This window comes from Kitasatospora griseola (genome assembly GCF_014648555.1).
Taxonomy (GTDB): domain Bacteria; phylum Actinomycetota; class Actinomycetes; order Streptomycetales; family Streptomycetaceae; genus Kitasatospora; species Kitasatospora griseola.
Map to the genome: position 1 here is coordinate 36,732 of NZ_BMRI01000012.1, position 20,877 is coordinate 57,608.

Sequence of the window (20,877 nt, forward strand, 5' to 3'; positions counted from 1 at the left end):
CCTGTGCGCGGACCTGCCGGACGGCGTGGACGAGCAGGCGGTGGCGGAGGCGGCGCTGCGTCGCGGGGTGCGGGTGGCGACGGTCGGGCCGGGTCGGCTCGTCCCCGGCCGGCCGTCGATCGCGCTGGGTTACGCGGGAGTCGCCGAGCAGCGGCTGCAGGACGCGGCGGCGCTGCTCGGCGAGGCGGTGCGGGAACTCGACTGACGCTCCGTCAATTGCCGGTCAGGTGACCGGTGGCGGCGTATATCAGGGTGGCGAGCAGGAGCAGGACGGCGGACAGGAGGATCGTCTGGACCAGGCCGCGCTGCTCGCGTGGGGCGTGGGCGATGGCCGCGCCGGCGGCGATGCCGGTGAGCATGCCGCCGAGGTGGCCCTGCCAGGAGGCGAAGGTCCCCGAGACGACCATCCACACCAGCAGGGTGACCATCATCTGGTTGCCGCCGAGCGGGTCGTAGCCCTGGCGGCGGCTGAGGATCCAGTAGCCGCCGGCCAGGCCGAAGATCGCGCCGGACGCGCCGACGGTCAGGGTGTGCGGGGCGATGAGGTAGACCAGCGTCGAGCCGCCGAGCGCGGACAGCAGGTACAGGCCGAGGAAGCGCAGCACGCCGAGGCGGTCCTCGGCGACCCGGCCGAGCGACCACAGCCAGTACATGTTGAACACGATGTGGACGACCGCCATCGGGCCGAGGAAGGTGTCGGAGTTCGGCGACAGGTGCAGGAACGTTCCGGTGAGCAGCCGGTACCACTCGCCGTGCGCCACGCCGGCCTGGTGGAACAGCATCGGCATGTCGTACGGGTCGCTGTTCGGGTTGTCCGGCAGCATCGCCGAGCCGAGCATGCCGAACTGCTGGACGGTCTCCGGTCGGACCACCTCGACCACGTACGCGGCGATGTTCAGCGCGATCAGCACGAGGGTGGCGTACGGCCGGGAGGTGATCCGTCCGCCGAACGCGGTGCGGGCCTGCCGGACGCTCTGGTGGCCGGACTTGACGCACTCCACGCACTGGTAGCCGACGGCCGCGTCGCGGCGGCAGTCCGGGCAGACGCTGCGGTCGCAGCGGCTGCAGCGGATGTACGACTCGCGGTCGGCGTGCCGGAAGCAGGTCGGCGACGGGGCCGCGGGAGCGGGGGCTCCCGAGGCGGGTTCTGCGGCGTCCAAGACGGCCCTCCCTGAGCGGTGGTGCTCGGCCGCGACGGCGTCCACGGCGATGATCCACGGCGAAACGGCGCTCACCCTAGAGCACGGCTCGGACGGGCCGCACGTCAGCCCTGCCCGGCCTCCCGGCGTCCGCTCCGCCGGGCGCACCGGTCGGTGCGAGCGGTAGCTGCTGCTGGCGGTCCGCACCTCGGGCCGGCCCCCGGCGCGGGCACGCGACTGCTGGTGCGGCGAAGCCGGGCGAGGGTGGACTGCCCTTTCTCGTAAGGCAGTTCACCCGTGGTGTCGTCGGCCCCCGGGCTCGTTCGCGGCGTGGCCGGGTCAGCGGCGGGTCGCGCTGAGGACGGTGAACTTCGGACTGCCCGCCACCGTGCGGCAGTTGCCGAAGAGGCGGCGGAGCTTGACGTGGTAGGCCAGGTGGCGGTTGCCGACCACGCGCAGTTCGCCGCCGGGGCGCAGGACGCGGCGGGCGCCGGTGAACATGCGCCAGGCGATGGCGTCCGTGGTGGCCTGGTGGGAGTGGAACGGCGGGTTCAGCAGGACCACGTCCACCGAGGCGTCCGGGACGTCCGCGAGGGCGTCGCCGACCAGGAACTCGGCGCGGGCGTCCGGGCCGAGGGCGGTGCGGAAGGTCTCCTCGGCGGAGGCCACCGCCTGGAACGACTCGTCCACGAAGAGGAGTTCGGCGTGCGGGGCGGTCAGGGCGGCGGCGGTGCCGACGATGCCGTTGCCGCAGCCGAGGTCGACCACCCGGCGGGCGTCGCCCAGGTCGGGCAGGTGCTGGAGGAAGAACCGGGTGCCGATGTCGAGGCGGTCCGCGCAGAACACGCCCGCCTGGTTGGCGACCTGACGGCCCGACAGGACGCCGATGCCGTCGGGGAGCCGGTAGCGCAGCGGCCACGGGTTGGTCGGGCGGTCGAGCGCCGGGCGCGGGGCGGTGTGGATCAGGCGGGCCTTGCGGACCGCCAGCGAGGTGCGGGTCGGGCCGAGGATCCGCTCGAACAGCTGCAGGGTGGAGGTGTGGATCTCGGTCACCATTCCGGTGCCGACCACCACCGTGCCCTCGTGCAGCGCGGGCGCCAGGCGGTACAGCTGGTCCTCCAGCAGCGCCAGGCTCTTTGGCACCCGCACCAGCAGCACGTCGATCCGCGACGGCGGCTCCTGCTGCGTGGTGCGGACGTCGACCGCCTCCGGGTCCAGCCCGTTGCGGGCCAGGTTCGCGGCGATCGCCCGGGAGGCCAGGTACGAGTCGGTGATCGCCGTCAGCGAGTCGGCCGTCCCCGCGAGCGCCGTCGAGACGGCGCCCCACCGGTCGCCCAGCACCACCACCGCGCCGTCCAGCGCGACGGGGCCGCCGCTGTCCGGCTCCTCCTTCAGGTACCGCAGCAGGTACTCGTCGGCGGCGTCCCAGGCGCGCAGCTGCTCACGCGGGTTCTCCGGGAACCGGGCCAGCTCGAAGGCGCCCCAGGCGGTGGTGAAAGAGTCGTTCATCGTGCCCCCAGGCTATCCGAGGGGACGGGGGCCGCCGGACGGCGGCGGAACGGGAGGAGACGGCATGCGACGACGGGACAGGGTGGTCGGGGCGGTCCTCGGGTCGGCGGTCGGCGACGCACTGGGCGCACCGTTCGAGTTCGGTCCCGCGGGGGTGTTCGGAAAGCGCTTCCCGAACAGCCCCGGAATGCGCTTTCCGTACGCTGCGTCGATGTGCGGAGGCGGCGGCTGGGAGCCGGGCGAGGCCACCGACGACACGCAGCTGGCCGTCCACCTCGGCGAATCGCTGCTCGACGCGGGAGGCCTCGACCTGCCGGGGATCTTCGAACGGTTCCGGGCATGGGCCGCCGCCGACCCCAAGGACATCGGCATCCTCACCGAGTGCGTCCTCGGCAGCGGCCTGCCCTGGGACCTCGCCGCGCAGATCCACTTCCAGACCGAGGGCCGGGCCGCCGGCAACGGCGCCCTGATGCGCGCCGTCACCGCCGCCGTCCGGTTCGCCCCGCTGGGCCGGGCGGCCACCATGGACGCCGCCCGTCGGATCACGGCCCTCACCCATGGCGACGGCGCGGCCTGGGAAGGCACCGCGATCCTGCACGAACTGCTGCGCCGCGCGCTCGACGGCGAGGACCCGCTCGCCGCGCTGCCGTCGACGCTGGCCGCCGTTCGGGCCGAGCACCGTGAACGCTGGGCGCGCGTCCTCGCCGAGGGCTGGCACCCTGCCCTCGCCGCTGAGAGCAACGGCGCGGTCTGGCCCTGCCTGGGCTCCGCGGTCTGGGCGGTGCGCACCACCGGGGGCTTCCCGGACGCGCTGCGCGCCGTCGTCGACCTCGGCGGCGACACCGACACCACCGCCGCCGTCACCGGGGCCCTCGCGGGTGCCGTGTACGGCGTGGATGCGATCCCCGAGGAGTGGCTGACGCCGCTGCACGTCCCGCTCCCGCCGACCGAACGGGTGCTGCGGGACGGGGAGTTGACGGCGCTGGCGGAGGCGCTGGATGCGGCGGGGCGTTCGGCGGCGGACGGGGCACCGGAGCGGTGACGGGGTGACGGCGTGACGAGGTGACGGGGCGACGGCGCGGTGGCCTGCAATGCGCGACAGCCGGCTCCCGCTGGCCGGGCCCGCGGTTGCCCGCGGTCGGTCAGCTTTCGGTGAAGACCAGGCTCGCGTTGTGGCCGCCGAAGCCGAAGGCGTTGGTGAGGGCGGCTTCGGCGTGGACGGTGCGGGCGGTGGCGGTGACCAGGTCGAGGTCGGCGGCCGGGTCGGGGGCGGTCAGGTTGCGGATCGGGGGGACGAGCTGGTCGTGCAGGGAGTAGGCGGTGGCGAGGGCGGCGAGGGCGCCCGCCGCGCCGAACAGGTGGCCGGTCATGGACTTGGTGGCGGTGACGGCGGGGCGGTGCGGGCCGAAGACCCGGGCGAGGGTCTCGGCCTCGGTGAGGTCGCCCTTGGGAGTGGAGGTGGCGTGGGCGTGCACCATGCCGATCCGCTCCGGGGTGACGCCGGCCTCGGCGAGGGCGCGGCGCACGGCGCGGGTCTGGCCGTCCGGGTGGCCGGCGGTGATGTGGTGGGCGTCGGAGGTGACGGCGGCCCCGGCGAGCGTCGCGTAGGAGTGGCGGCCCGGGCGCAGCGAGGCGCGCTCCAGGACCAGAACGGCCGCGCCCTCGCCGATGACGAAGCCGTCGCGGTCCAGGTCGAACGGGCGGGAGGCGTGCTCCGGGTCGTGGTTGCGCAGCGAGTGCGCGCGGGCCTGGGCGAATCCGGCGAGCGGCAGCGGGTGCAGGCAGGCCTCGGTGCCGCCCGCGATCACCACGTCGGCGCGGCCGAGGCGGATCAGGTCCAGGCCGAGCGCGACGGCCTCCGCGCCGGACGCGCAGGCGCTGACCGGGGTGTGGGCGCCGGCCTTGGCGCCGAGGTCGATCGACACCCAGGCGGCGGGGCCGTTGGCCATCAGCATAGGCACGGTGTGCGGCGAGACCTTGCGGACGCCGGAACGCTCCAGCACGTCGTCCTGGTCCAGCATGGTCACCGCGCCGCCGGTGCCGGTGCCGATCACCACCGCCAGCCGTTCGCCGTCCACCTCGGGCCGGCCCGCGTCCGCCCATGCCTCGCGGGCCGCGATCAGCGCCAACTGCTCGCTGCGGTCGAGGCGTCGGGCCTCCACGCGGTCCAGTACCTCGGACGGTTCGACGGCGAGCTGCCCGGCGATCCGGATCGGCAGTTCGACCATCCAGTCCCGTTCGATCGCCCGGATGCCGTTCCGGCCCTCCAGCATCGCCTGCCAGGTGGCGGGGGCGGTGCCGCCGAGCGGGGTGGTGGCTCCCAGGCCGGTGACCAGGACGCGGTCGGTGACGCCGCCGGTGACGCTGTCGGATTCCGTGCGCACGGTGGAACTCCCTTTGTGATGAGGGCACAACGAATGCCGCCCCGGCGGTCGGCCGGATCGGTCGGTGATGGCCACTCTGCCAAGCGGTGATAGGGAGTTCAGGTACTGGACGGGACTGATTCACGTCCGCGCGTTTTGGAGGGATCGGACAGATTGATCTGACGGTCCGTCGGGAAATGCCGGGCGTCCGGACGGTCAGGGGAGCAGCGTGCGGGCCTGCGTGAGCAGGGCGGCGAGGGCCAGTTCGAAGGCGGTGTCGGCGCGGGACGGCCCGGCGGCGTCCATGGCCTCGGCGAGCAGCGGGGTGTCGGCGTCGGTGTCCCAGACCGTGGCGGGTGCCGCCAGGTCGAGCGCCGAGCCCAGCACCAGGTTCTCCACGGCGGTCAGCAGGGGCATCACCGCGGGCAGTGGGAAGCCGGCCTCGCGCAGCAGGGCGACCGTGCGCTCGTAGTGGACCAGCACCTCGGGCGCGGCGACCTGACTGATCGTCAGCAGCGGGATGGCGCGCGGGTGGGCGGCGAACGCGGCCCGGTAGGAGCGCGCCCAGGCGTCCAGGGCGACGTCCCACGGGCGCAGGTCCAGGGCGGTGAGGTCCATGGCCGCGGAGACCTGGATGCGCAGGAGTTCGACGATGCCGGTGCGGCCGTCCACGTGGTGGTAGACGGAGGCGGTCTGCACGCCGAGCCGGCGGGCGATCTGCGGGACGCTGAAGTCGCCCTGCTCGTCGACCAGGGCGAGCGCGGTCGCGCCGATCCGCTCGCGGTCGAGCAGGGCCTTGCTGGGGCGTCCCACCGGTGGGCCCTCCTTGTCGGGTGCGTCGCGGCCGGCGCAACTGCCGTCCTGACCTCGGAAATCGCTGCGGACGGGTGCGAAATCGGGTCTTCCCAGAGGGTAGTCGGCCGGGCTATGGTGCCGAAACCAACGGAAACCATCAACCTTTAGGTTTATGGTCCCCGGAGCCGGACCCCCCCACCATCCGGCCGCGCGAAGGGCTCCCCCCATGACCGAATTCCCCACTGCCGCGCCCACCCTGCGCAGCGGCAGTCTCGGCACCGCCGACATCGCCTTCTTCGTGGTCTCCGCCGCCGCCCCGCTCACCGTGATGGCCGGCGTCGCCCCGCTCGCCCTGCTGATCGGCGGCACCGGCGCCCCGGCCGGCTACCTGGCCGCGGGCGTCACGCTCGCCGTCTTCGCGGTCGGCTTCACCGCGATGAGCCGACACGTCCGCAACGCCGGCGGCTTCTACGCCTACATCACCCGGGGCCTCGGCCGGCCCGCCGGATTCGGCGCCGCCCTGCTCGCCCTGCTCGGCTACCTCGGCATGAACATCGGCGTGTACGGCCTGCTCGGCACCGCCACCCACGACACCGTGAAAGCGCTTACCGGGTACGACGTTCCGTGGCTGCTGCCCGCGCTGCTCGGACTGGTCGTCATCTGGTACGGCGGCTTCCGCTCGATCGACTTCGGTGCGAAGGTGCTCGGCGTCCTGCTGCTCGCCGAGACCGGAATCCTGGCGCTGCTGGCCGCCGCCGTGCTGCTCAAGGGCGGCGCGCACGGCCTGAGCCTGCAGGCGTTCGCCCCCGGGAACGTGCTGACCGACGGCACGCCCGGCGTCCTGGCGCTGGCGTTCGCCGCGTTCACCGGCTTCGAGTCCACCGTCATCTACCGCCGCGAGGCCCGGAACCCGGACCGCACCGTCCCGCGCGCCACCTACCTGGCCGTCGCCTTCCTCGGCCTGTTCTACGCCTTCGTGGTGTGGACCGTCATCCAGGCCTACGGCGACGCCGAGGTGGTCGCGGCCGCCGCCGACGACCCGGGCGGGCTGTTCTTCACCGCCATCGACCAGTACGTCGGCGGCTGGGCCGCGGACCTGATGCACGTGCTGATCGTCACCAGCATCCTGGCCTCGCTGCTCGCCTTCCACAACGCCACCAGCCGCTACGGACTCGCCCTCGCCGAGGAGGGCCTGCTGCCCCGCGCGCTCGGCCGGATCCACCCCCGCCACCGCTCCCCGTACGTCGCCGGCCTCGCCCAGACCGGCCTCGGACTGCTCGTCGTCGTCGCGTTCGCCGCTACCGGGGCCGACCCGTACACCCAGCTGCTGCTCTGGGTGAACACGCCCGGCATGCTCTCGCTGGTCGCGCTCCAACTGCTGGCCGCGATCGCCGTGCCCTGCTGGTTCCGCCGCCGCAGCCACGGCGAGGGCGTGCTGCGCACCGTGGTCGCCCCCCTCGCCGCCGCCCTGCTGCTGGCCGGTGCGCTCTGGCTGGTGGTCGACCACATCGAGCTGCTCACCGGCGCGTCCCCCGCCGTCAACCGGGTGCTGATCGCGATCGTCCCCGCCGTCTTCGCGGTCGGCGTGCTGTACGCGCTGCGCACCCGCGCCCGGCGCCCGGAGGTCTACGCGGCCTTCGCCGCCGAGCCCTCGGAGGAGCCCGCCGGCCACGCCCCGGCGCAGTCCGCGGACGCGCCGCCGACCCTCGACTCCCCGGTGCACAGCGCCGCCTGACCCAGACTCGGACCACATCCCCGTACCACCAGGAGCCCACCGTGTCGCCCGACACCATCGTCCTCGCCCGCACCGTCCACACCCTGGACGCCGCGCACCCCGCCGTCACCGCCGTCGCCGTCGAGGACGGGCTGATCACCGCCGTCGGTGACGCCGCCGACGCCCGCGACTGGGCCGGGCCCGGCACCGAGACCGTCGACCTCGGCGACGCCGTCCTCGTCCCCGGCCTGGTCGACGGGCACAGCCATCCCGCGTTCGGACTCGAACTCTCCGAAGGCGTCGACCTGTCCGACGTCCAGGACCTCGACGGGCTGCGGGCCGCCCTCGCCCGCGCCGAACGCCTCGACGGCTGGCTGCTCGCCTGGAACCTCGACCACAGCGTGTTCGGCGACCGACCCGTGCACCGCGCCCTGATCGAGGACGTGCTCGGCCCCGACGTGCCCGCGTTCATCCGCCTCTACGACGGCCACTCCGCGCTCGCCACCGGCGCCGCCCTGCGCGCCGCCGGCATCACCGGGCCGCGCCGCTTCGCGCAGCGCGCCACCGTGGTCTGCGACCCCGACGGCACCCCCACCGGCCACCTGATCGAGTTCGCCGCGATGGACCTGGTCGCCTCCGTCATGCCCAGCCGCCCGCTCGCCGAACGCCGGGACGCCCTGCACGCGTTGCTGCTCGACATGGCCGCCGGGGGCCTGGCCGGCGCGCACGTGATGGACGCCGGCGGCGACATCCTCGACCTGGTCCGCGCCATCGAGGCCGACCGCCCGCTGCCGCTGCGACTGCGCATCGCCCCCTGGTGCATGCCCGGCGCGAGCGCCGCCGACCTGCGTCAACTCGCCGACCTGCAGGGCGAGTCCGGCCGCAACTGGCTGGTCGGCGGAGTCAAGCTGTTCATGGACGGCACCGTCGAGGGCGGCTCCGCCTGGCTGGAACGCCCCGACTGCCACGGCGAGGGAACCGCCGCGCTCTGGCTCGACCCCGCCGAATACACCGACGTGGTCCGGCAGTTGGACGCCTACGGGGTGCGCACCGCGACCCACGCGATCGGCGACGCGGGCGTCCGCCACGTCCTCGACACTATCGCCGGCCTGCCGTACACCGCCCGGGGCCGGCACCGGATCGAGCACATCGAGACGCTCAGCGACGAACAGGCCATGCGCTTCGCCGAGTTGGGCGTCCACGCGTCCATGCAGCCCACCCACTCCGCGTACACCCGGGCCGACCACACCGACGCCTGGTCCACCCGCCTCGGCGTCGAACGGGCCGAACGCGCCTGGATCTGCCGCACCCTGCGCGACAGCGGCGCGACCCTCGCCCTCGGCTCCGACTGGCCGATCGCCCACCACGACCCGCGCGGCGTCCTCGCCTACGCGCAGCTGCGCCGCCACGCCGGCAGCGACACCCCGCCCGTCGCACCCCAGCAGGCGCTCACCCCGCTGATGGCGCTGGAGGGCTACACCACCCACGCGGCCCGCGCCGCAGGCGAGTTCGACCGCACCGGCCGCATCGCGCCCGGCCTGCGGGCCGACCTCACCGCCTTCGCGCTCGACCCGCTGACCACGCCGGCCGACGAGTTCGCCACCACGGCCGTGCCGCTGACCATGTCCGGCGGCATGGTGACGAATCGTCAGGTCTGAGCGCCCTCGGCATGGTCGAGGTAGGAGTGGAGGGCGGCCGCGCCCGAGAGCAGGGCGCGGCCGCGGGCGGTGAGGCGCTCCTGCCAGGCGGCCAGGGTGGGGCGGACGGCATCCGGGTGGCCGGCCGTGCGCAGGCGGTGCAGGATCTCGGCGGTGCGGGCCAACCCGTGGCCACCGCGCCGCAGTTGCTCGGCGATCAGCAGCTCGCGCACCTGGTCCGAGGTGTACGTCCGGTAGCCCGTGCGGGCGTCCCGGGACGGGGTGACCAGCCCCGCGCGCTCCCAGGCGCGCAGCGTGGCCGGGCGCAGTCCGAGGCGGTGGGCGACCGGGCCGATGCTGGTGAACTCGGCACCGGCGATGGCCGGTTGGGGCGGAGGAAGGTGCTCCAGGGCGGTGCGCACCGCGTCCAGGGTGCGGCGGTCCTCGGCGAGCAGGGCGTGACTCTCGTCGATCAGCCGCAGTGCGACGTCCGGCTCCCCGCCGTTCACGGCGCTCAGGATCGCGGTGGCCGCGCGGTGGCCGTGGCCCGGCAGCAGGGCGAGGAACGCGCGGAGCGCGGCCGCGTGCCGCTCCCCGTACTGCCGGTACCCGTGCGGGGAGCGATCGGCGGGCGGCAGGATCCCCGCCTCCTCGTAGTTGCGCACCGCCTGGGTGGACAGGCCGTGCTCCCGGGCCAGATCGATCGGCCGCAGCGCCATGATTGAGACTTTTCTGCTCGATTCTCGGGTGGAGAGCAGAAAAGTTTACACCGTCACTTCGGCGATACGGTAGAAGTCATGACTGTCTCGCGCTCACTCCGGGATGCCGCTCGTCCCTTCTCGCCGTCCGCCGTCACCGACCTGCTCCCGCCCCGGACCCGGGTACTGGCCCTGGGCGAACCCACCCACGGCGTCGAGGCCTTCCTCGACCTCCGCAACGAGCTGTTCCGGTACCTGGTCGCCGACCACGGCTACCGCTCGGTCGCGGTCGAGAGCGACTGCCTGGCGGCGCTCGCCGTCGACGCCTACGTGGGCGGCGCGACGGACGGTGAGCTCGACGACGTGGTGCGGGAGGGGTTCGGCCACGGCTTCGGCGAGTTCGCCGGGAATCGCGAACTGGTGCGATGGATGCGGGAGTTCAACAGCGGATTGGGGGAGGGGGAGGAGCGGCTGCGGTTCTACGGTGCGGACGGACCGCTGGAGATGGCGGGTGCGGCGGCGCCCGGGCCCGCGCTGATCCGGCTGCGGGACTTCCTCGGAGAGCACCTTCCGGTCGAACTCCTGCCGTCGGAGGGCGAGTTGCTGCGGCTGTGCGGGCCGGAGGACCGATGGACCGAGCCGGCGGCGGCGTTCGATCCGGGGCGGTCGGTGGGGCGATCGGCCGATGCCGTCCAACTGCGCCTGATCGGCGATGAGTTGGCGGTGCTGCTGGCTGCGCACGAGCCGCAGTTCGCGGCCGAGGCGGACCCCGAGGCGTACTGCCGGGCGCAACTGGACGCGCGGACCGCGACCGGGCTGCTGCGCTACCACGCGGCGATGGCGGACACCGGGCCGGACCGGTTCAACTCGCTGATGCGGCACCGGGGTCTGATGATGGCCGACAACCTCGAAGCGATCACGCGGCGCGAGGCGCGACGAGGTCCGACGCTGGTCCACGCCCACAACCGCCACCTCCAACGCGAGGCCGGCCACCTCCCGCTCGGCGCCCACCACCTGCGCTGGTGGACCACCGGCTCCCTGCTCGCCACCCGCCTCGGCGAGGGCTACGCCTTCATCGCCACCACCTTCGGCCACCGGGCCCCTGACGACCACCCCGACCCCGAGACCTTCGAGGGGCACCTCGCCGCGCTTCCCGAGGCCTGCGCCGTTCTCGACCCGCGTGTGCTGGCGCAGACGCCGGCGGGTCGGGCGAAGCCGCGGGTCCCGGCGGACCACACGTACTTCGGGATCGATCCGGGGGCGTTGGGGCTGATGGACGGGGTGGTGTTCGTACGGGAGATCCCGCGGCAGGCGGGGGCGTTCGGCGGCGAGTGAGCAGACGCCTGGTGGCGGCGGGCGCGGGGGGACGCCGGCCGGGGTGATGGCGGGTGGTTGCTGGGGGGCCTCACGCATGGCGGGGGCGGTCCGGGAAGCGCGGTCGCTCGGGGGCCGAGCCGCCTTCGCGGGTCCGCCCGCCGTTGCCGGCGAACCGGTCGGGCCCGGCGCGGAGCGTAATTCGCGGTGGGGCGGGGCGTGTTCGGGGAGGATGCGGGGATGCGTCGTCATGTGTGGGCCGGGTTGGCCGAGAATCCTGCGCTGCCGGTGGAGGCCGTGGACCGGTTGGTGGCGATGCCGGAGCTGTCGATGGAGCTGGCCGGGCGGGTCGGGCTGACGGAGCAACAGGTCGAAGTGTTGGCCGGGCGCGGCGTCGTGGAGGCCAGGGGTCTGGCGGCGAGCGGGCTGCTGACCGTCGAGCGGGTCGACCCGGCGCGGCAGCCCGTTGCGGCGCTCGGGTTGCTGTGGGCCGGGCTCGCGCCCGTGGAGTGGGCCTGCACGGTGCTCGAACGGCCGGAACTGCGCGCGGAGTTGGCGGCCTGCCCGGTGCTCCCGGCCGAGGTGTCGCGACGGCTGGCGGGTGACGCCGATCCCGCCGTTCCGATCGCGCTCGCCGGGGCGACGACCGATCCGGAGATCGCCGCGCTGCTGGCCGCCCACCCGTCGGAGCACGTCCGCGCGGAGCTCGGGTTCAACGAGGGCACGCCGTCCGCCGTGCTGGCCGACCTCATCAACGACCGGCCGCCGCTGGCTGGTTGTGAGGTCTGTGTGCGCCACGCCGTCCCGTGGGTCCACCCGCCGGACTGTCCGGACCGGGACTGCACCCTGCCCGGCGGGGCGGCCTGCGACGGGAGCCACCAGTACGCCCGGCAGGGGATCCTGCAGGCCGTCCTCGGTCACCCGGCCGCACCCGTCGTCGACGTGCTCCGCCACCTCGACACCCCGTCACCGCTCCTGCGGGCCCAACTCGCCCGGCGCACCGACCTTCCCGCGTCCGCGTACGCCGCACTCGCCGTCGGACCGGAGAGCTGGGCGCGGGAGGAGTTGGCGGGCAATGCCGCGATCGGGGAGGAACTGATCCGGCAACTGGCGGCCGACCGGTCGGACGAGGTGCGGCGGAGTGTCGCCCGGAATCCGCAGGTCCCGCTGGACGTCCTCGACCAGGTGTGCGGCGTCGTCCGGCAGTTGCCGCCACGGATCGCCGCCGCCACCCGCGCCGAACTGGACGCGCTCGCCACCGCCGCCAACCCGGAGCTGCGCCGTGTCGCCGCGCTCCACCGCGACCTGCCCGCCCCCGTCCGCGACCTGCTCGCCGACGACCCGGTCGCCAAGGTCGCCGCCGCCGTCGCACCCCACCCCGGCCTGGGCGAGGGGCAGCTGCGCGCCATGCACCGGCACCACGGACGCGCCGTCGCCGCCGGAATTGCCGCCAACCCGGACGCCACCCCCGCCGTGCTCGCCGAACTCGTCCGTGCCGACCACAACGTCGCGACCCTGCGCGCCCTCGCCACCCACCCCGCCGCCGACGGCCCCACCCTCACCGCCTGCCTCCGCGACACCCGAGCCCGCCGCAGCGTCGCCTCCCATCCGGCACTTCCGCTCGACCGACTCCGTTCCCTGCTTGAGGATTCGGACCCGGTCACCGTCCAGCGGGCCGCAGCGAACCCGGCACTGCCGGTGGCGGACCTGCTGCGCCTGATGCCACCGGGGCAGTCGAGCAGGGGCCGCTGACGCAGAGGGGCTCGGAGTGCTCGGCCGGGCGGGCGAAGCGCATCCGGCAAGCACCGAGGGGGCCCGGTCGGACGCTCCGAACGTGCTGCCGTCGGGTTCCGGAGACTCCCGAGTCGATGTCCGGCAGCGCCTGAGACTGCCAATTCCGTTCTGCGGCAGGGACCATGACCTCCATGAGTCCTCAACTCCAGAACGACGACGTCGCCGACCGGCTCGCCCATGTGCGGTGGATCGTCGGTGGCTGTGGGGCAGGGAAGAGCACGGTGGCGCGCGCGTTGGCCGAGCGGTGCGGGGCCGAGGTCTACAACGGCGATCGTGCGGAGCACAGTTGGCTCGCGCGGTGTACGCCGCAGCGGCATCCGCGCCTGGCCGCGCTGCGGGGGACGGCGGCGGGCGGGATGTGGGAGGGGCGGACGTCGGAGCAGGTGTTCCGGTCGATGGCGAGTCTGTACGGGGAGACCGCGGGCTTTCTCGCCGAGGATCTGCGGACCGGGCCGGGCGACCGGGTCGTGCTGGTGGACTATTTCGGGATCCTGCCCCGCGACCTCGTGCCGCTGCTCGCCCGGCCCGAGCATGCGGTGTTCCTGCTGCCCACTCCGGAGTTCCGCGAGGCCGCCCTCCGTGCGCGCTACGCGGATCGAGGCCGTGCGCAGGCCACTTGGGGCAGCGGCGACCTGGCGGGCATGCTGGCGCTGCGGCTCGGCCGTGATGCGCTCTGGGACGAGGAGGTCCGCCGCCAGGCGGAGGAGCACGGGCTGGATGTCGTCACGGTGGACGGCACCGTCCCGGTGGCGGACCGGGTCGAGCAGTTGGCTGCGCGCTTCGGACTCGGCCTGGGTGGTCGGGCGGAGGACGCCCCGGCCGAAGCGCGAACCAGGCTCACGGCCCGTGAACCACACCGATGATCGACAATTCCCCGCTGCCCTTGCCGCCGCGTTGGCCGTGCCGTTCGACTACGACGGCGGGGACGGGATCGACTTCGAGCCCTTCCCTGCCTTCCGGTCCGCCGAGGACACCGCCTTCTGGTGGCGGGCCTGGACGGGCAACGAGGAGGCGGACGGCGAGGAGTTCCGGCTGTTCGGACAGGACGGCTCGGGCGGGTGCGCGGCGTTCTGGCTGGTGCGGCCGGGGCGGTCGGTGTCGATCAGCCGGTGGTGTTTCTCGGCTCGGAGGGTGAGACCGCGGTGGTGGCCCGTGACCTGGGGGCCTTCCTGTGGCTGCTGGCCGACGGGTGCGGTCCGGGCGAGGCCGCCACGGCCGGGCGGCGCGGTGGGTGGACGGGCCGGCCGCGGGGCGAACTGTGGGCTGTCGCCGAGGAGTTCGCCGCGGAGTGGCGGCAGTCGGCGGCCGAGGTGATCGAGGACGCTGCCGCAGAGTTCCCCGAGTTCGAGGACACCGTCATGGAGTTCTGCCGCTGACGGTGCGTCCCGGGCGGTCGGCAGTCAGCGGTCAGTGGTGGGCGGTCAGTGGTCAGTGGTGGCGGCGGGCCGGCGGGTCGGCGGGACGAGCAGGCGGGTCGTCAACTGGCGGGCGGCGGCGCGGTGGTCCTGGCGGGGGTAGGGGATGCGCGGGCCCTGGAGGCGTTCGTCGGGGACGGAACGGCCGAGGGCGGCCGTCCAGTCGGGGTGCTCCAGGACGACCACGTGGGCGTCGTGGTGGGCGGCCTCGTCCTCGTCGTCGTCGTGCGGGGCCAGGTGCAGGCGCAGTCGGGTCCGGTCCAGCCACTGGGCGGCGAGTACCTGGCGGCCCCAGGTCTCGGCGAACATCGCCCGCTCGGCGGCGTTGTCGAGGTTCACCAGCAGCAGTTGGCCCTCGAAGTGGTAGCCGCCGTCGTAGTCGCCGACGCCCACCGCGAGCAGCGGACTGCTCGGGTGGAACGCCAGCGCGTTGACGTGCTGCGGGCAGTCGATCCGCCGCAGGAGTCGGGGGCGGTCACCGGTCTCGAACAGGCCGAGCGTCGTGGCCTCGCCGTACGGGCCGGCGCACGCCACGGCGAGCAGCCGGCGGGCGGGGTCGGCGACGGCGAGGACGGGGTCGCCGAGGGCGGCGAGCTCGGAGACGGCGGTCATGCGGGGTGAACTCCGTTGGTGCGGTGGGTCAGCGGGGTGCCGAGCCGGCCCAGATGACTTCCTTGCGCTCCATCCGGGTGCCGTGGGTGAACTGGAGCGTGAACGGGTCGGCCGAGGCGTTCGACAGGGCGAACTCCTCCAGCGCGGTGGCCTCCTGGCCCGGGCCGAGGGTCTGCGGGAGCATCTTGAACTGGTCGCCGCTGAACACCGGACGGGCGAGGCTGCCCCGGGAGTCCTTGACGATGAGCGAGCCCGAGCCGTACAGCGACAGTTCGGCGGAGCCGGTGTTGACCACGGTCACCTGGACCAGGATGAACGTCGTGTCCGGCGGGAACGTGACGCCGCTGCTGCGGCTCGGCGGCGAGGCGGGGGTCGGTGCGGCCATGGTGACCTTCAGGCCGTCGGGGTACGTGTAGCTGCCGCCGAAGGACAGTCGCCGGGCCTTCTCGTCCGCCTCCCGCGCCGCCTGCTCGGCGGCGGCCTTCTTCGCCCGCTCGTCCGCCAGGCGCCGCCGCTCGGAGTCGTCGCGCTCCTGCTGCTTCACGGTGCGGCTGTGCTCCCGCATGTCGGAGCTCAGGTCGGCGATCAGGAGGACGCCGGTGCTGAGGGAGGCCAGCAGGCCCACGACGCCGAGAACGGTGCCGGTGAGCGCCATCGCCCGGTTGGTGGCCAGGCGCTTGCGGACCAGGCTCAGGCCGACGCCGCCGAAGCAGACCGCGAGCAGGGCGGGCAGCCAGGAGAGCCAGAACAGGAACAGCGGCAGGCAGAGCACCACGCCCACGATCCCGAGTACCAGGGCCGTGATGCCCACGCCGTTGCGCGGCTCCGGGGTCGGAACGGGGTACTGCGGCCAGTACATGCCGTTCGGGTACTGCCCGGGGGCCGGGAACGGGCCGGGAACCGGCCCCGGCATCGGCGGGGGAGCCGCCGGCGGCACCGCGTTCGGGTCCGGTGCGGCCCACGGGTTCTTGGCGGGCGCCGGCGCATCCTCGAACACGGGCGCGGACGACGGCGCGGGCACGGGCGCTGACGACGGCGCGGGCACGGCCTTGGCCTCGGGTGCGGCCTCGGGCCGGGCCGTGGCTTCGGCCTCGGACGCGGGCCGAGCCTCGGACTCGACGGGGGCCGCGGCCGCGGTTTCGGGCTCGGGACGGTCGGGCGGGACGGGGACGGTCATGCGGCACCTTGGGCTTCGGGAGGGCGGTGATCGGCGCATCGATCGCGACCAGGAAGTCTCTCCTGAAGGACCGTCGGGAGGCGAACCGATTTCCGTATCGTCCCACGGGCGGTGGCGCGTGCTGAGGGAGGGTCAGGCCGGTCCGAGGTAGGTGTGGACCACGGCGGGCTGCCCGGCGGCCGTCAGCCAGTCTCCCGGGGCGGTGCCGACGCGCCGCCAGCCGGTGCGCTCGTACAGCGCGATGGCGCCCGCGGCGTCCGACTCGACCTCCAGCACCGGCCGGCGCCCGTCCGCGACCGCGGCCTGCACCGCCCGGGCCAGCAGTGCGTCGGCCAGTCCGGTCCGTCGGGCCGAGACGTCGACGAACAGCCGTGCCACGGCGGCGAGTTGCGGGGCCGGTCGGCCGACTGTCGCCGCCAGGTCGGGGCCGGTGCGGGTGAGGGCCACGTGGCCCAGCACGGCCGGTCCGTCGACGGCGACCCACACACCGAGCAACTCCCTTGGCGTCAACCAGCGTTCGGTCTCGGCCGACCACACCGCCGGATACCCGTCGACCCGGTGGACGGCGGCCAGCATCCGGACGCAGGCGGGCAGATCGTCGTCGTGTCGCGGGCGGATCACCGGTTCGGCCATGGCCCGATCATGGCACGGGGTGGCCCGCCCGCCTCAGGTGGTGCAGGAGAGGACGCGGCCGTCGATGGTGCCGAGCAGCAGGCGGCCGGGGCCGGGGACGGTGAGGGCGGTCGCGACCACCGAGACCCGGCCGACGGTCAGCGGGCCCCGTCGCCGGACGGTGCCGTCGGTGGCCGACAGGGTGACCAACTCGGCGTCGTCGTACGCCAGATGGACGGCGTCCCGGTCGACGTCGAGGTCCAGCGCGGTGGCCGGCCGGTCGGTGCGGAACACCCACCGCGGCGTGCCGTCGGCCGGGCCGCGGCGGACCACGAAGGAGCCGCCGGGCTGCAGGCCGCGGCCGTCGTGGACGGTGCCCGCGTACACCAGGCTCCCGTCGGGGAGTTCGACGCCCGGGCCGGGCAGGTGGGTCTGCGCCGGGTCCCAGGACAGCGGAAAGCAGCCGCGGTACCGGTCGGACGGCCGGTACGGCCGGTCGTCGGCGGGCAGTTGCGAAGGGTCGGCCGCCACCAGCCACTGCTCGGACTGCGAGGGACGGCGGTGCGGGGCGGTGTACACCAGTCGGCCGCGCCGGATCCGCAGGTCGCCGTACCGGAACGGGACGAGTGCCGGAAGGCCGTCCGCACAGGCCAACAGCGTGAAACGGCCCAGGAGTTCACGTCGCGCGAGAAGGGAGCCGTCGGTGAGGGAGTGCTCGGCGACCGACGGCGGCTCGGCACCCCGGACGAAGACCGACCGTCGGCCGGCGGCGACCGCGAACTCGCCGCCGTAGCCCTCCCGTCGGAGCGACCAGGCGACGGTGTCGGACGGCGTGCGGCACTCCACCGACACCTCGGGCATCGCCAACAGCAGTCGCCCGTCGGCGAGTTCCTCGACGGCGCCGATCGGGCCGCGCGGCTCCCAACCGCTGTGCAGGCCGTCCAGCAGGAGGCGGGCCGCCGCTGCGCCGTCGGGGCGCGGGACGGCGAGGCGTGGCCCCGCCAGCTCCGTGGGCGGGACGGACGCCGGGGCGACGGCGCGCCAGTCGTCCCGGTGCAGCTCGGCCAGGTGTCCCTCCTGCCGCGCGGCGCGGTCCTGCCAGTCGTCCGGCGGGGCGAGCAGCAGCCGCAGCGACCGCCCGTCCAGCCACTCCAGGCCGAGTACCTGACGGCCCGACGAATGCTCGAACAGTGAGACGGCGGCGCCGGATTCGAGGTCGAGCAGCAGCAGCTCACCGTCGAAGAAGTAGCCGCCGTCGTAGCTGCCGGTGCCGATCGCGAGCAGCGGCAGGTCGGGGTGGAAGGCCAGCGCGTGCACGGGGAAGCGGCTGCGCGCCAGGGTTACGCAGGCCAGGTCGGCGGTGCGGTACACCGCGACCTGCTGCGGCCACGGGCCGACAGCCCGGCCCGCCACCGCGAGCAGGCCGCGGCGCTCGTCCGGCACCGCGAGCACGGGGTCGCAGGCCTCGGCGAAGGGGCGGTCGGCGAGGACGCGGTCGATGCGGAAGGCGCTGGTCACAGTGGTGATCCTGGCAGCTCGTCCGAGCCGGGAATCTTCGTGGGGGAACGACAGTTGGGATCCTCGGTCGACGGACGGCCGGATCGGACAGTCGGGGGAACGGCGATGGCCCATCAGGGCGAGGCGGCGCAGTTCGGGGCGACACCGGGCGGGGCAGCGCAGGTCGATGCGGTGCGGGGCACCGTGGCGGCGGGGTTCGAGGGCGTGCGGGACGAATTCGCCGCTGTGCTGGGCGAGATGCACGAGTCGCCGGAGGCGCAGCTGGTGGTGCACGTCGGCGGGCAGCGGGTGGTCGACCTGTGGGCCGGCGGCGGGACGGACGCGGACACCCTGATGAGCGTGTTCTCGATCACGAAGGGCGCGACGCACCTGGTCACGGCGCTGCTGGTGCAGGACGGTGTGCTCGACCTGGATCGCGAAGTGTCCTCGTACTGGCCGGAGTTCGGCGCGCACGGCAAGGAGCGCCTGACGCTGCGCGAGCTGCTCGCGCACCGCTCGGGCGTGCCCGGGGCGGACGGCGGCTTCACCGACGAGGAGCTGGCCGACGACCGGGTGATCGCCGCCCGGTTGGCGGGTCAGCGGCCGTTCTGGGAGCCGGGATCGGCGTACGGTTACCACGCGTTCGTGATCGGCGCGCTCACCGGCGAGGTGGTGCGACGGGCGACGGGGCGTTCGATCCAGGAGATCTTCGAGGAGCGGGTCCGCGCCCCGTACGGGCTGGACTTCTACCTCGGCCTGCCCGAGGAGTTGGAGGCCCGCCGGGCCAAGACGCTGCCGCTGCGGCCGACGCCGGAGCAGGCCGAGCGGCTCGCGGCCAGGACGGTCGACCCGACCAGCATCCTCGCCGTCGCGGGCAACCGGAACGGGCCCACCCCGACCGACCTGGTGGAATTCGCCAACAACCGCACCGTGCGGGCCCTCGGGCCGACCTCGGCCGGCGGCGTCGGCACCGCCCGTGGCGTGGCGGCCATGTACGCGGCGGCGATCGGGGAGGTGGACGGCCGGGCCGCGCTGCTGAAGCCGGAGACCATCGTCGAGTTCGCCCGTCCGCAGTTCCACGGCACCGACGTGATCACCGGGAACGAGGACGTCTTCGGCCTCGGCTTCGAGGAACTCACCGCCCTGTTCCGCCCGTTGGGCCCGGACGCGTTCGGCCACAGCGGCGCCACCGGCTCCCTGGGCTTCGCCGATCCCGGCAGCGGCCTGGCCTACGCCTACACCCGGCGCCGCTTCGGCCTCCCGTCCCGCTACGGCGCGGGCCCGGAGAACCACCGCCTGATCGCGGCCGTCTACGCGGCGCTCCGGGCGTCCTGACGCCGCGTCGGAGCCACGTGTCGCAGGCCGGCTCCCGTGGGGGTGGGAGCCGGCCTGCAACGGGCGGGGGCGTGCGGTCAGTGGCGGGCGGCCTCGTCGCGGCTCTCGACCTGGACGGCGGGCTCCAGCGGGGAGGCGATGTCCTGGGGCTTGCTGCGGGAGGCCCAGTCGCGGATGCCCATCAGCACCATGACGAAGAAGATGCCGTAGACGATGCCCGAGAAGTACAGCTCGGAGTGGATGGCCAGCGGCACGCCGACCAGGTCGACGGCCAGCCAGACGAACCAGAACTCGATGTAGCGGCGGGCCTGGCTGTACATGGCGAGGATCGAGCCGATGAAGATCCAGGCGTCGGCGAGGACCATCCACCACGGCGCGCCCGGGTAGAACGAGGCGTCGGTCCACTTGAGCAGGCCGCCGAACGCGGCGGTGCCGAACACCATCGCGCCTATCAGCAGGGCGCGTTCGCTCCCGGTCGCCCAGCGGACGTTGATGGCGCCCTCCTGCTCGCGGCTGCGCTTCCAGGTGGCCCAGCCCCAGGTGGCCGACACGATGATCACGACCTGCCGGGCGGCGTTGCCGCCGAGGTGCACGTTCAGGCTGGCGATCAGCAGGAAGACCGAGCCGAGGATCTGCACCGGCCAGGCCACCAGCGAGCGGCGCAGGGCCAGCCAGACGGTGGCGAGCGCCAGGATGTTGCCCAGGAAGTCGGACCAGTAGACGGGGAGCCCGAGGAAGCTGAACTGCTCGTTCAGCCAGTGGAATGCGCTCATTACTCACACCTTTGTTCGTTCGGAGCGAGGCGGGGAGGGAGCGGCCGGCCCCGCGGGGAGAAGCGGGGGAGCGGGGCCGGCCGGGCACGCGGGCGTTGGGCGCAGACGTGGGTGTGGGGTGGGGGTGCGTGCCGTACGGGAAAGGAGGGGGGAGGGGAAGGGGAGCGGGGCGGGGAGGGAGCGGCCGGCCCCGCGTCGGGGGAAGCGGGGGCGGGGCCGGCCGGGCACGCGGGCGTTGGGCGCAGACGTGGGTGTGGAGTGGGGGTGCGTGCCGTGGGGGAGAGGGTCGGTCGGCCCCGCAGGGGGAAGCGGGAGAGCGGGGCCGACCGGGCTTGTGGGAAAAGGAAGATGATGGTGCGTCAGTGGAAGGCGGCGGCCAGGACGTCGCGGCCGTGCGCGGAGTCCAGCAGCGCCTCCGAGCGGCGGACGTCCGCCCGGGCGGCGAGCAGCAGCTCGTCGACCGAGGCGAACCTGACGGTGTCCCGGATCCGGG

17 protein-coding genes and 2 pseudogenes are annotated in these 20,877 nt (G+C 74.2%); 9 read left to right on the forward strand and 10 right to left on the reverse strand.

Annotation, left to right across the window (positions count from 1 at the left end):
- Positions 1-205 (forward strand): annotated as a pseudogene (locus tag IEZ12_RS38540) (MocR-like pyridoxine biosynthesis transcription factor PdxR); the annotation flags it as partial.
- 7 nt (positions 206-212) lie between these two features.
- On the opposite strand, the gene IEZ12_RS17260 reads toward IEZ12_RS38540, so the two are convergent.
- Complete coding sequence (locus tag IEZ12_RS17260; protein WP_189272810.1) at positions 213-1,160, reverse strand: rhomboid family intramembrane serine protease; 948 nt, start codon at positions 1,158-1,160, stop codon at positions 213-215.
- A gap of 318 nt (positions 1,161-1,478) precedes the next feature.
- Positions 1,479-2,648, reverse strand: coding sequence for a methyltransferase (locus IEZ12_RS17265; RefSeq protein WP_189272811.1), 1,170 nt, complete (start codon positions 2,646-2,648; stop codon positions 1,479-1,481).
- 64 nt (positions 2,649-2,712) lie between these two features.
- Between IEZ12_RS17265 and IEZ12_RS17270 the strand changes: the two genes are divergently transcribed.
- Positions 2,713-3,690, forward strand: a complete 978-nt coding sequence (locus tag IEZ12_RS17270) for an ADP-ribosylglycohydrolase family protein (RefSeq protein WP_189272812.1) — start codon at positions 2,713-2,715, stop codon at positions 3,688-3,690.
- 100 nt (positions 3,691-3,790) lie between these two features.
- Here the strand turns inward: IEZ12_RS17270 and IEZ12_RS17275 are convergent, their stop codons facing one another.
- Positions 3,791-5,032 (reverse strand): beta-ketoacyl-[acyl-carrier-protein] synthase family protein, encoded by a 1,242-nt coding sequence (locus tag IEZ12_RS17275; RefSeq protein ID WP_189272813.1) that lies wholly within the window; start codon positions 5,030-5,032, stop codon positions 3,791-3,793.
- A 195-nt stretch (positions 5,033-5,227) separates the two neighbouring features.
- On the reverse strand, positions 5,228-5,824 hold the full coding sequence (locus IEZ12_RS17280; RefSeq protein WP_043908696.1) for a TetR/AcrR family transcriptional regulator: 597 nt from the start codon (positions 5,822-5,824) through the stop codon (positions 5,228-5,230).
- 208 nt (positions 5,825-6,032) lie between these two features.
- On the opposite strand from IEZ12_RS17280, the gene IEZ12_RS17285 reads away from it, so the two are divergent.
- Together IEZ12_RS17285 and IEZ12_RS17290 are read left to right on the forward strand one after the other, a co-directional pair.
- Positions 6,033-7,541, forward strand: coding sequence for an APC family permease (locus IEZ12_RS17285; RefSeq protein WP_189272814.1), 1,509 nt, complete (start codon positions 6,033-6,035; stop codon positions 7,539-7,541).
- 41 nt (positions 7,542-7,582) lie between these two features.
- Complete coding sequence (locus IEZ12_RS17290) at positions 7,583-9,178, forward strand: amidohydrolase (RefSeq protein ID WP_189272815.1); 1,596 nt, start codon at positions 7,583-7,585, stop codon at positions 9,176-9,178.
- On the opposite strand, the gene IEZ12_RS17295 is transcribed toward IEZ12_RS17290, so the two are convergent.
- Complete coding sequence (locus tag IEZ12_RS17295) at positions 9,169-9,876, reverse strand: MerR family transcriptional regulator (RefSeq protein WP_189272816.1); 708 nt, start codon at positions 9,874-9,876, stop codon at positions 9,169-9,171. The genes IEZ12_RS17290 and IEZ12_RS17295 overlap by 10 nt on opposite strands.
- A 78-nt stretch (positions 9,877-9,954) precedes the next feature.
- On the opposite strand from IEZ12_RS17295, the gene IEZ12_RS17300 reads away from it, so the two are divergent.
- From IEZ12_RS17300 to IEZ12_RS17315, 4 genes and pseudogenes are all read left to right on the forward strand, one after another.
- Entirely contained in the window at positions 9,955-11,190 is a 1,236-nt protein-coding gene (locus IEZ12_RS17300) for an erythromycin esterase family protein (RefSeq protein ID WP_189272817.1), read from the forward strand.
- Between the two features lie 219 nt (positions 11,191-11,409).
- A complete protein-coding gene (locus IEZ12_RS17305) occupies positions 11,410-12,921 on the forward strand; it encodes a hypothetical protein (RefSeq protein ID WP_189272818.1) in 1,512 nt (503 codons plus the stop codon).
- A gap of 173 nt (positions 12,922-13,094) precedes the next feature.
- Positions 13,095-13,826 carry a nucleoside/nucleotide kinase family protein gene (locus tag IEZ12_RS17310; RefSeq protein ID WP_189272819.1) on the forward strand — a complete coding sequence of 244 codons (732 nt, stop codon included), beginning with the start codon at positions 13,095-13,097 and terminating at the stop codon, positions 13,824-13,826.
- A pseudogene (locus tag IEZ12_RS17315) lies at positions 13,810-14,339 on the forward strand (SMI1/KNR4 family protein). Before IEZ12_RS17310 ends, IEZ12_RS17315 begins: the two are co-directional and overlap by 17 nt.
- A gap of 45 nt (positions 14,340-14,384) precedes the next feature.
- On the opposite strand, the gene IEZ12_RS17320 reads toward IEZ12_RS17315, so the two are convergent.
- From IEZ12_RS17320 to IEZ12_RS17335, 4 genes are all read right to left on the reverse strand, one after another.
- Entirely contained in the window at positions 14,385-14,990 is a 606-nt protein-coding gene (locus IEZ12_RS17320) for a hypothetical protein (RefSeq protein ID WP_189272820.1), read from the reverse strand.
- Between the two features lie 28 nt (positions 14,991-15,018).
- Complete coding sequence (locus IEZ12_RS17325) at positions 15,019-16,167, reverse strand: DUF4190 domain-containing protein (RefSeq protein WP_189272821.1); 1,149 nt, start codon at positions 16,165-16,167, stop codon at positions 15,019-15,021.
- A 132-nt stretch (positions 16,168-16,299) separates the two neighbouring features.
- Complete coding sequence (locus tag IEZ12_RS17330) at positions 16,300-16,800, reverse strand: GNAT family N-acetyltransferase (protein ID WP_189272822.1); 501 nt, start codon at positions 16,798-16,800, stop codon at positions 16,300-16,302.
- 33 nt (positions 16,801-16,833) lie between these two features.
- Positions 16,834-18,297 carry a hypothetical protein gene (locus IEZ12_RS17335; RefSeq protein WP_189272823.1) on the reverse strand — a complete coding sequence of 488 codons (1,464 nt, stop codon included), beginning with the start codon at positions 18,295-18,297 and terminating at the stop codon, positions 16,834-16,836.
- A 105-nt stretch (positions 18,298-18,402) separates the two neighbouring features.
- Here IEZ12_RS17335 and IEZ12_RS17340 point away from each other — a divergent pair, with 105 nt between their 5' ends.
- Positions 18,403-19,611: a serine hydrolase domain-containing protein gene (locus IEZ12_RS17340; RefSeq protein WP_189272824.1), complete on the forward strand. Its 1,209-nt coding sequence runs from the start codon at positions 18,403-18,405 to the stop codon at positions 19,609-19,611.
- A 77-nt stretch (positions 19,612-19,688) separates the two neighbouring features.
- Here the strand turns inward: IEZ12_RS17340 and IEZ12_RS17345 are convergent, their stop codons facing one another.
- On the reverse strand, positions 19,689-20,384 hold the full coding sequence (locus IEZ12_RS17345) for a nicotinamide mononucleotide transporter family protein (RefSeq protein ID WP_189272825.1): 696 nt from the start codon (positions 20,382-20,384) through the stop codon (positions 19,689-19,691).
- Positions 20,385-20,877: the final 493 nt, after the last annotated feature.

What these genes read in the sequence shown, in the direction of transcription:
- IEZ12_RS17265 (WP_189272811.1), bottom strand. Translation starts at nt 2,648, where the DNA reads ATGAACGACTCTTTCACCACCGCCTGGGGCGCCTTCGAGCTGGCCCGG.
- IEZ12_RS17270 (WP_189272812.1), top strand. Translation starts at nt 2,713, where the DNA reads ATGCGACGACGGGACAGGGTGGTCGGGGCGGTCCTCGGGTCGGCGGTC.
- IEZ12_RS17285 (WP_189272814.1), top strand. Translation starts at nt 6,033, where the DNA reads ATGACCGAATTCCCCACTGCCGCGCCCACCCTGCGCAGCGGCAGTCTC.
- IEZ12_RS17295 (WP_189272816.1), bottom strand. Translation starts at nt 9,876, where the DNA reads ATGGCGCTGCGGCCGATCGATCTGGCCCGGGAGCACGGCCTGTCCACC.
- IEZ12_RS17300 (WP_189272817.1), top strand. Translation starts at nt 9,955, where the DNA reads ATGACTGTCTCGCGCTCACTCCGGGATGCCGCTCGTCCCTTCTCGCCG.
- IEZ12_RS17305 (WP_189272818.1), top strand. Translation starts at nt 11,410, where the DNA reads ATGCGTCGTCATGTGTGGGCCGGGTTGGCCGAGAATCCTGCGCTGCCG.
- IEZ12_RS17310 (WP_189272819.1), top strand. Translation starts at nt 13,095, where the DNA reads ATGAGTCCTCAACTCCAGAACGACGACGTCGCCGACCGGCTCGCCCAT.
- IEZ12_RS17320 (WP_189272820.1), bottom strand. Translation starts at nt 14,990, where the DNA reads ATGACCGCCGTCTCCGAGCTCGCCGCCCTCGGCGACCCCGTCCTCGCC.
- IEZ12_RS17325 (WP_189272821.1), bottom strand. Translation starts at nt 16,167, where the DNA reads ATGACCGTCCCCGTCCCGCCCGACCGTCCCGAGCCCGAAACCGCGGCC.
- IEZ12_RS17330 (WP_189272822.1), bottom strand. Translation starts at nt 16,800, where the DNA reads ATGGCCGAACCGGTGATCCGCCCGCGACACGACGACGATCTGCCCGCC.
- IEZ12_RS17340 (WP_189272824.1), top strand. Translation starts at nt 18,403, where the DNA reads ATGGCCCATCAGGGCGAGGCGGCGCAGTTCGGGGCGACACCGGGCGGG.
- IEZ12_RS17345 (WP_189272825.1), bottom strand. Translation starts at nt 20,384, where the DNA reads ATGAGCGCATTCCACTGGCTGAACGAGCAGTTCAGCTTCCTCGGGCTC.